The 8431-nt window shown below is 40.3% G+C and carries 8 protein-coding genes; 4 read left to right on the top strand and 4 right to left on the bottom strand.

What is annotated here, in order from left to right:
- Positions 1 to 141: 141 nt before the first annotated feature.
- Complete coding sequence (locus O9323_RS14785) at positions 142 to 969, bottom strand: YaaW family protein (protein WP_288125354.1); 828 nt, start codon at positions 967 to 969, stop codon at positions 142 to 144.
- A 97-nt stretch (positions 970 to 1066) separates the two neighbouring features.
- Here O9323_RS14785 and O9323_RS14780 point away from each other — a divergent pair, with 97 nt between their 5' ends.
- The 4 genes from O9323_RS14780 to O9323_RS14765 all read left to right on the top strand — a co-directional run bounded on the left by O9323_RS14780 (position 1067) and on the right by O9323_RS14765 (position 5334).
- Entirely contained in the window at positions 1067 to 2044 is a 978-nt protein-coding gene (locus O9323_RS14780; protein WP_288125353.1) for an NAD(P)/FAD-dependent oxidoreductase, read from the top strand.
- 65 nt (positions 2045 to 2109) lie between these two features.
- Positions 2110 to 2364 carry a DUF7219 family protein gene (locus O9323_RS14775; RefSeq protein ID WP_004158192.1) on the top strand — a complete coding sequence of 85 codons (255 nt, stop codon included), beginning with the start codon at positions 2110 to 2112 and terminating at the stop codon, positions 2362 to 2364.
- Between the two features lie 219 nt (positions 2365 to 2583).
- Entirely contained in the window at positions 2584 to 4647 is a 2064-nt protein-coding gene (locus O9323_RS14770; RefSeq protein ID WP_288125352.1) for an ABC transporter ATP-binding protein/permease, read from the top strand.
- 153 nt (positions 4648 to 4800) lie between these two features.
- Positions 4801 to 5334, top strand: coding sequence for a GNAT family N-acetyltransferase (locus O9323_RS14765; protein WP_016517284.1), 534 nt, complete (start codon positions 4801 to 4803; stop codon positions 5332 to 5334).
- Between the two features lie 202 nt (positions 5335 to 5536).
- Here O9323_RS14765 and O9323_RS14760 read toward each other — a convergent pair whose 3' ends face one another.
- From O9323_RS14760 to O9323_RS14750, 3 genes are all read right to left on the bottom strand, one after another.
- Positions 5537 to 6511: an MvdD family ATP-grasp ribosomal peptide maturase gene (locus tag O9323_RS14760; RefSeq protein WP_288125351.1), complete on the bottom strand. Its 975-nt coding sequence runs from the start codon at positions 6509 to 6511 to the stop codon at positions 5537 to 5539.
- Between the two features lie 105 nt (positions 6512 to 6616).
- Positions 6617 to 7594: an MvdC family ATP-grasp ribosomal peptide maturase gene (locus tag O9323_RS14755; RefSeq protein WP_149106679.1), complete on the bottom strand. Its 978-nt coding sequence runs from the start codon at positions 7592 to 7594 to the stop codon at positions 6617 to 6619.
- Positions 7595 to 7872: 278 nt separating this feature from the next.
- Positions 7873 to 8016 carry a microviridin/marinostatin family tricyclic proteinase inhibitor gene (locus O9323_RS14750; protein WP_288125350.1) on the bottom strand — a complete coding sequence of 48 codons (144 nt, stop codon included), beginning with the start codon at positions 8014 to 8016 and terminating at the stop codon, positions 7873 to 7875.
- Between the last annotated feature and the right edge of the window lie 415 nt (positions 8017 to 8431).

Below are 8431 nucleotides of genomic sequence, written 5' to 3'. Positions count from 1 at the left end.
CTGAAATGGGGCGAAAGTCTGTGGACTCTGTGTAAGACAGTACATGGTTTTTTAACTGTGGTATGCGACGGTGGTGGAAGCAGAAACTTAAATCGTGAGGTTTAGGAATCGCCGCACTTTTAGGGCGGCGAGGATGTCAAGCTAGGCAGGTTGCCAACAATCCTCACGAGTCAGACGAATTTGGGCAAGGGCAAAAATAGTCGGGATAATCCGGCCGTAATCGGTGGCGATCGCCTTCCAACCGAGATCAGCAATAAACCAACCCCATAGAGCCGGTCCTACCAAACTTAACACGGTTCTGACGGCTCCGTAGCGGGCTGCCGCTCTAGTCATGCCCTGTTTAGCCGTTTGTAGGGCGATTTGATTAACAATTGTCCCACCCTGGACTAGGGCAGTTTTTGCCCCTTGATAGCGGGCAAAATGGAGAGCGAACTGCCAGGCGATATGTTTGAGCAGAATCGGTTTCAGGATAGAATTAATGGCGATGACGCTGCCGCCTTTGAGGACTATATCGAGGGTATTGTGTTGTAGGTGAACCGGTAAGGGTTGGGGAGTGTGGGAATCCGCGAGTGCTTTTTGAATTTGAATCGAGAGGGATTTTTGTTCCGATGGGGGGAGACGTTTCCAAGCTTTGTTAACGAGGTGAAGATAGATTTCCGCTTCAATTTCCGTTGTCGGCATTTTTTGGGAGTAGGGAACCTTGAGGAAATGACAGACACGGACGAGAATTTGACGATAACTAACTTTTTCGGTTTGACCTTTTAATACTGTCACACCATCGGCAGCCAAGTAACGAAAACGATCCTCGACGCTATCTAACCAACTTTCCCAATCTTGACTTTGAACGGCGATTGCGTCCGGCGCTCGTAGATAATCGAGAGGGTTAAAACGACGGCAAAAGAGGATGTTAGTGATTTGCTGTAGTTCCTCCTCGGTGGCTAACTCCAAAGCTGTGCGTAGTTCGTCCAATGTGGTTTCTCCTCCTCAGCCCCAATAATCAAATCAGTTTCGCTAGTGCTGATTAATACTAATATTAACTCAAGGGTTGACGGGGTTAGGAAGGCTAGTGACAAATTTTTCGATTAAGGTTGGGATCATTGGTGCGGGTTTAGCCGGGTTAACCTGCGCTCGTCAGTTGTGCGATCGAGGTTATACTGTTAAGCTATTTGATAAGTCTAGAGGCATTGGTGGTCGTTTAGCCACGCGACGGGTTAATCGAGCTAATCAAGAGATGGCTGTGGATCATGGCTTGCCTTTTTTGACTATTCAGGGCGAAAAAACGGCGGCTTTAATTGATAATCTACTGAGAGAGAATATAGTTACTTCTTGGTTTGATTCTAGCTATGTTGCTCCTTCTGGCATGAATAGCGTGGCGAAATTTTTAGCTCAAGGGTTAGAAATTGAACGAGATTTTCTGGTTACTCGTCTGGAAAATCGTCAAGGAAAATGGGTTTTAAACAATAACGGTCAAATTCGGGGGGAGTTTTCGGCGATTGTCCTGGCTATTCCCGCCCCGCAAGCGGCGTTATTGTTAGAAAACTCTTGTATAACTACTATGCCAGAATTGCGATCAATCGTTTACGATCCCTGTTTAACGGTAATGGCGGGTTATGGCGATTCTTTACCCGCAGTTGCTCCCTCCACCGATATCGCTTGGTTAGGACTTGATAGCAGTAAACGGCAATCATCCCCTGATTATGTCTTTGTTGTGCATAGTAGTGCCGATTTTGCGGTTAAATATCTCGATAGCGAGGATTTAGAAGCAGTTAAGCTAGATTTGCTCTCTCGTGCTTCTTTGCCTCTCCCCGATTGGTCTCAGCTGCACCGTTGGCGTTATGCTTTAGTCCGTCAGGGTTTAGCTGTACCCTGTTTAAGTGTTAATAGTCCTTTACCTCTAGTTGCCTGTGGTGATTGGTGTCAAGGAGGAGATTTATCGAGAAATTCTTCCCTAGAAACGGCCTTAACTTCTGGGATAGCGGCAGCTAATCAAGTTCAGCAGCTACTCTCTGAAGAATCTAGAGACAGGTTTAAATTCTTAGGTTAAGCTTGGATTAACAAAAGGTTAAATATATAATAATGTAGGTATCCTATACTGGGGGGTCGGTCACAATGGAAAAATTCAATTCTAAAGATAACTTTCTCTACCCTAAAACCAGCTACAGGGGTTTATTCACGCCACAAAATTTAGTTTTTAACGCTAATTTGCAGGAATTCGCCCTGAGAGTCTCTTTTATCGCTGGTTTACACAGTGGGGGAAAGCTTACCTCCACGGAAGCTTACGAGAAAATTAACCAGCTTTGGCAAGAGTTGAATGCCAGTCAAAAATTCCTACTAGCTAATCATTTTGAGGATCACGGAGATTGAGAGATGGGGGTTTTTCAGTGATCAGTAAACAGCATCTAGACTGCCACAGTAACAAAAGTGGGTCAAGTAGTTCTTAGTTATGTCAGAGCTTTCTGACCATAGCTGGCTTTCATCTTCTAGATAAAAATGTCAACAAAAGACAACAAGAGGTAATTCTGCCGCTACAATATGATAGCGAGTTGTCAAGAGAACAGTAAAAGAACCACCAATTGGATGTAGATGCCCCAATATACTACTAAACAAGCAACGGAAAACCCTGTGGTGTCCGACCAGTCCTCCAAGAATCCCTTTTCACTATTTGGTCAATTTTGGGAAAGCCTAAAAATTGTCGCTCAACCCTATTGGTATCCAACGGAGTTAAATGGACGTGCCTTTGGAGATGTGATCATTTCTTGGGGAATGTCAGCTTTGATCCTTTTAAGTATCTTGGCAACAGTCGGGGTAGAAGCTTTTAGTAGCTACTGGAATCGTTATGTACTCGATATTATTATTGAAGATAGAGATCTTTCTAAATATCTAAATACGCTTTGGTTATCCAGTTTGTTGATTATAGGAACAACGGGGTTATTTGCTTTTTCTCAATTTATTCGTCGTCAAGTGGCATTGGATTGGTATAAGTGGTTAACCAAACAAACCGTTAAAAAATATCTCAATGATCGCGCTTATTATAACATTGATTTTACCTCAGCTTTAAAAAATCCCGATCAAAGATTATCTCAAGAAATTGAACCAATTACGACCATGACCCTAAGGTTATTAATCACCTTCATGGAAGAAGGGTTACAAATGATTACTTTTGCGATCATTCTTTGGACAATTTCCCCACAAATTGCGGTTTATCTAATAATTTATACGATCGCAGGAAATTTAATAGCAATTTATCTAACTCAAGAATTAAACAAAATTAATCAATCGGAGCTTAATAATAAAGCTGATTATAATTATGCTTTAACCCATGTGCGTAACCACGCCGAATCAATTGCTTTTTTTCAGGGAGAAGAGCAGGAAGAAAAAATCATTGAAAGCCGTTTTGAACGGGTTATTCAAAGCTCGGAAAACCTGATCAATTGGGAACGGTTTAATAATCTTTTTAATCGAGGTTATCAGTCAGCGATTAGTGTATTTTCAATGTTTATTTTGACCCCGATGTTTATTAAAAACGAAATCGATTATGGGGAAATTAGTCAAGCGAGTTTATGCTGTTTCCTTTTTTCTAATGCCTTGGGACAATTAATTACTGAATGGGGAACATCGGGTAAAGTTTCAAGTTATATTGAACGGTTAGCTACCTTGACAGATGCCTTAAAAGTTGCCAGTGAAGAGCCGAAAAACTTAAGTCGTATTATCACCCTGGAAGATAATCGTCTAGCTTTTGAAAATTTTACCCTACAAACTCCCGATTATGAAAAGGTAATTGTGGAAAATTTATCGGTTTCTGTCCCTTTGGGAGAAAGCTTACTGATTATTGGCCCCAGTGGTCGAGGAAAAAGTTCCTTGTTACGAGCAATCGCCGGTTTATGGAAAGCAGGTAGTGGTCGTTTAGTTCGTCCTCCTTTAGCTAAAATGTTATTTTTACCCCAACGTCCTTATATTATCCTTGGCACTTTACGCCAGCAATTACTTTATCCCCATACCAATGAGCAGGTGAGCGATGAAGAATTAGAAAACATCTTAAAAAAAGTCAACCTGCAACATTTATTAACTGACAAAAATACCTTAGATAAACAAGTCAATTGGGAACAGATTTTATCCCTCGGAGAACAACAAAGATTAGCTTTTGCTCGACTATTAATCACTAAACCTACCTTTACTATCTTAGATGAAGCAACCAGCGCTTTAGATTTGGCCAATGAAGCCAGCTTATATCAGCAATTACAGGAAAGTGAAACCACCTTTATTAGTGTTGGTCATCGGGAAAGTTTATTTAATTATCATCGATGGGTCTTAGAGTTAACAGAAAATTCCCATTGGCAGCTGTCAACTGTAGAAGATTATCAGCGCAAAAAAGTGAATAACCTAGTGATGATGTCAAAAAAATCAGAAAATTTTTCGGCGGTAAAAATAGAGACTTTGTCTGAGGTTAAAACTGAGCATGATGCGGAAATTGCCGGAGTTTCTGAAATAGCCGAAGGTTTGTCCCATCAACAAATGCAGTCCCTAACTGATTATTCTTTAAGTAACGTCCGGAGTCGTGCCAGTTTAGGTAAAATTATTACTGCCAAAGATGGTTTTAATTATCGTTACGATAAAGACCCAAAAACCTTAAAATGGGTGAGAATATAGCTAATGGGGTGACAAACAGATTGAAATTGAGACAGAGTATTCAGACTTTCCCCTCTCAGGAGAACTAGAGAATCAGGTTTTTGCTGGGTAAGTTGATTAACAAGCTACTAACTGATAACTGATAACTGATAACTGGTATAGGAATTTTATCAAATGAAAGCACTGGAAAAACTGGTGACGGAACGATTATATTTAGTCCCCTTAAAGCTTGAACTTCTCAAGGCCGCAATTATAGGTATCGATGAATTAGCAACAATTTTGGGGATAAAAGTTGCAGCTGACTGGGCCGAACAAGAATTGATTCAAGCTTTCCCTGATATTGCGAATATTTTGCTGCAATTCCCCTTACAAAATGAATGGGGATGGGGGAGTTTAATTATTCATCAAACAGAAAATACCCTTATTGGTCATGTGATGATCAAAATTATTCCTGATGTCACAGGTTTACCCACAGATGCTGTAGAAATTGGCTATCAAGTAGCGCCGTTATATCGACGACAAGGCTACGCATCCGAGGCGACAAAAGCAATGATGGACTGGACACTTTCTCAACCTGGTATGCAAACAGTGACCGCTGGCTGCGCTCCCGATAATATAGCTTCAAAGCGAGTTTTAGAAAAAATAGGCATGGATCTGATAGAAGCACGAGAGAAAGTCTTGGTCTGGAAATTAAGTAGGGTTTGCTGAAAAAGTTTGTTGGTGGGGTTAGGAGTCAGTTATCAGTTATCAGTTATCAGTTCACTGAGAAAACTCCCCACTTCCCCACTTCCCACACCCTACACCCCACACCCCACACCCTACACCCTCTTTCAAGTCAGTAGTCGGGGGGGAAATCTGGAGTCAGAGCCTCGTCGATGCGATAAAATACTCTGGCTCTGTATTTGTTGGTTTATGAGTTGACGAGGACTTCAGCGATCGCCTGGGAGATGGGAAAATAAGGAGGATAAAGTTCTAGCCAGAAAAACTCGCCAACGGGATTAATTTCTAAAAAGATATAACGTTCATCTGGTGTGACAATCATATCAATTGCACCATAATTAAGACCGAAATATTTCATTAATTCTAGTAGTTGCTTTTCAATAGTTTTCGGTAAATCGTAGGGTTGCCATTGTTGATGGAGCGCTCTTCCCTCTTTTCGCCAATCGTAGATAGCACCGTCTAATTGTTGGGAATTAATCGCCGCCGTAAATATTTGTTCACCGACGATAGTGATGCGTAATTCCAAAGCTTTAGGAATGTTTTCCTGAAAAGTCATGGGACAAAATTGCAAACCTTCCAAATTATCTAGGTCTTCCTTAGTAACAGGACTGGTAAAAACAACCATTTCCTCTTGCTTGTCTCCATAAATAGCAAATTGAGAAAGCATTTTAGTCACAATTCCTGTTGCTTCAAACTCCTGAGCAAATTGCTTGACAGCTTCAGGATTATTAGAAGTTAAAGTCCCCGGAATTAATAAACCTAATTGTTGCGCCACTTGTAACTGCAATTGTTTATGATTGGCATGATCTACCTTAGCAATTGGGTCAAGATGAAAGCCAGATAAACTAGCAATCATTCCTCGAATACTTAACCGACATTCCTTAAGAGAAGCTTCGCGAAATTGACTATCCATCCCATCGGGTAATTTTAGTCCGTATCTCATGCGTCGATACCAAACAGAAGAAACTTCTTTTAGCTCTAATTTTTGTTCTCCATCGGTAATAATTCCGCCTTTTTGACCGCCTGAGTAAAGATCAACTTTCACCTCTGTAGGGAAGCGATCAGTATCAAAACGGAAGGCTTTTTTACCCATCGTTTCTATGGCTTTGATTACCAGAGGAATACTTTCATTATCGTGGCTAAAAGTAACAAGTAAAACGGTCATAAATCTCCTTGATGATTTTGGATTGAGAATCCTGATTAGATTTTGGATTGAGAATCTTGATAATCCTAAAATCCTCAAAATCCTGATTAGGTTTTGGTTTGATTTTTAGCATACTAAAAAATCGGCGATCGCCTGAGAAATAGGTAAATCTAAATCCCGTTCTAACATTCCCCACTCACCACCCGGATTAACTTCTAAAAAAACGTATTCACCCCCAGGAGTTAAGATAAAATCAAACGCCCCAAAATTCAACCCTAAATTAGCCATAAAAATCTGAAGTTGCTGCAATAGTGAATCGGGTAAAGTATGATGTTGCCAAGCACCTGGATCAATACCCGGTCTTCGCCAATCTACGGTTGAATGATTATACTGAGAAGATTCTAAAGCTCCCACAAATGTCTGTCCATTAACCACGACAACTCTCAATTCTAATTGTTTGGGAATTTCCGCTTGAAAAACCATAGGACAATAGCGTAAAGATTCCGCTTCCTCAAGGTCTTCTGCTTTCACCCTACTGGTATAAAGAAAAAATTCCGGCGATTCCATGCTGTGGGCGATCGCAGTTAACAATTTACTCACCATTCGTCCCTGAACCTGGGAAAAAAACTCCCGGGCAGCATCAGGATTATTGGTAACTAAGGTAGGGGGAATAATTAAGCCAACTTCTGAGGCCAAACGAAGTTGTAATAACTTATTTTTAGCCCTCTCAATTTTAGCTAAATTATCTAACCAACGCGCTGACCTTAAACTATCCCAAAAACCAGCCAAAGTCGTCTGGGATTCTCGCACACAAGCCTCCCGAAACTGAGGATCTAAATCCGCTGTTATTTCAGGTTGCCACATACGTCTTGTCCAAACAGATTGCACCTGTTCACTATCAATAGATTGATGGTTATAGGTTAATTGATAAAAACTTTTTTTACCATTAAATTGGGCTGCTAATTGAACCTCTAAGGGAAATTTATCAGTATCTAAGCGAAAAGGTGTGGCTCCTTTTTTTTCTATCGCCTCAGCCACGCGGTCAATGGTGAAAAAATCGCCGCTATGGGTCAACAATAAAACAACTTTAGGCGATTCTTTCATATCAGTGGGAAATTCCTGTAGGTTAACACATTTTAAGGCTTTTGGGTTAATTTTTATTGATCGGAATCTCAATAAAATACTGCAAAAAGTCTTGCTTTTGCTTAACTAATTGCAGTATTTGTTTTTTTCTTGAGTAATTACTAAATTTAGTTGACAGCACTTCTCAGGATCTCAACGTGCAGTTTTTTTGGCTGCAAGCCTTGATTAGTGGCTCCTTTAGCTTTTTGTCTGTACGGTGTAATCAAGAAAAGTGCTGCAATTACTCATGTAACCTGAGTTTAAAGCTCTTCCCAGTCAGAAGGGTATTTGAGTGTTTGACGTCCTTCCTCAGGAGACTTGATGGAAGATTCCTCTTTGCTTACGGACAAGAAACGAGCAAAGAAAGGATGTGCTTTACCTTGTTGATCGTTGGGATATGCCATTGTTATTCCTCTGGTAATTTTGAGTGAACAAGTTTAATCACTCAGATAAAAACAACCACCTGTACTTACCCCTAAAAGCTTTGCTGTGCATGGCTTTCAGAATCGGGATTGTGCAAATAATTTGCTTTTATTTGGGTGACATAAAACATCATAAGCACTAATCTGGCAAATGTCAAGCACTTAAGAAAAATTTAAGAAAAATTTCCGCTAAATCCGACATTCAGCACATCTTCAATCTTCATATACTTTTATATATTTTTACATTCCCCAAGATGTTTTAACGAAAAACCTTGATTGTAGAAACTACTATTGAGAACATTTTCAATAATTGATTTTTTCTGAGAAAAAAATTTACAATTCTTCACCTTGATCAAAATCCATCATTGTAGTTATAATTCTTACTGGCAAGGGTTTG

Source organism: Microcystis sp. LE19-131.1A (assembly GCF_027532015.1).
Taxonomy (GTDB): Bacteria; Cyanobacteriota; Cyanobacteriia; order Cyanobacteriales; family Microcystaceae; genus Microcystis; species Microcystis ichthyoblabe_A.
The sequence above is the reverse complement of the archived record's forward strand: the minus strand, read 5'-3'. Positions and strand labels throughout refer to the sequence as shown.